This is a genomic window from Hydrogenophaga intermedia, assembly GCF_000723405.1.
GTDB lineage: Bacteria > Pseudomonadota > Gammaproteobacteria > Burkholderiales > Burkholderiaceae_C > Hydrogenophaga > Hydrogenophaga intermedia.
In genome coordinates this window covers 1-1,327 of record NZ_CCAE010000116.1, presented here as the reverse complement: position 1 = coordinate 1,327, position 1,327 = coordinate 1, and the positions used below count along the sequence as shown (strand labels likewise).

The following is a 1,327-nucleotide window of genomic DNA, read 5'->3' as shown; positions in this document are numbered from 1 at the left end:
GGCGGGCGGGTCGGCCATGTCGGGCATTGCAGCACGCGGGCCCGGGCCGGCGCTTGACGAACGTCAAGTCGCGGGAGAAACACCCCTGGCCTCGCCAGGGGGAGGTGGTGGGCGCGCGAGCGATGCGCTACAAGGATCGGGCACCGCGCTTGCCGGTGCCGCTGCCTCACCGGAGACCGACATGGCCACACCCGCACCCGCACCCGCACCCGCCGCACGCACCGAACACGACGCCTGGGGCGAGATCACCATCCCCGCCGGCGCGCTCTGGGGCGCGCAGACCCAGCGCGCCATCGGCCACTTCGCCATCTCCACCGAGAAGATGCCGCGCGAGCTGCTGCACGCGCTGGCCCTGATCAAGCGCTGCGCGGCGCGCGTGAACGCTGCGCTGGGCACGCTGGAGCGGCCCGTGGCGGACGCCATCGCCCAGGCCGCCGCCGAGGTGGTGGACGGCCGCTGGCCCGAGGCCTTTCCGCTGTCGCTGTGGCAGAGCGGCTCGGGCACGCAGAGCAACATGAACATGAACGAGGTGGTGGCGCACCGCGCCTCGGCGCTGCTGGGCCGCGAGGTGCACCCGAACGACGAGGTCAACCTGGGCCAGTCGTCCAACGACACCATTCCCACCGCCATTCACGTGGCGGCGTTGCTGGGCGTGGAGCGTTCGCTGCGGCCCGCGCTGCGCGCCCTGCGCGACACCCTGGCCGCCAAGGCCGAAGGCGTGCGCGATGTGACGAAGACCGGCCGCACCCACCTGCAGCAGGCCCTGCCGCTCACGCTGGCCGACGAGTTGCTGGCCTGGGTGGCGCAGCTCGATCAGACCGAGGCGGGCCTGGAGCCTGCGCTGCGGGCGGTGCAGGGCCTGGCCATCGGCGGCACGGCGGTGGGCAGTGGCGCCAACTCGCACGCCGACTTCGGCCAGCGCATGGCCGAGGCCCTGAGCGAGGTGACGGGCCTGTCGCTGCGCCGGGCCGACAACCCCTTCGCGGCCCAGGCCGCGCACGACGCGCTGTTGCAGTTGCACGCGGCACTGCGGGTGCTGGCGCTGGCCTTGTGCAAGATCGCCGACGACCTGCGCTGGGCGGCCAGCCCGGCCCTGGGCGAATGGCGGCTGCCGGCCAACGAGCCCGGCAGTTCGATCATGCCCGGCAAGGTCAACCCCACGCAGTGCGAATCGCTGGTGATGGTGTGCGCGCAGGTGATGGGCAACGACGTGGCCATCGGCGTGGGGGCCACGCTGGGGCAGTTCCAGAGTAAGCGTTCCGGGAACCCATCTTTTGTTTTGCCGGTGAATCTGCGAATCTCGTGCCTCGGCAATCAACGAACGAGA

Annotated in this window: 1 protein-coding gene; it reads left to right on the top strand. The window is 71.9% G+C overall.

What is annotated here, in order from left to right; genetic code table 11:
• Positions 1–181: 181 nt before the first annotated feature.
• The coding region (locus tag BN948_RS25370) for a lyase family protein (protein ID WP_051756424.1) at positions 182–1,327 on the top strand (1,146 nt) is incomplete at its 3' end.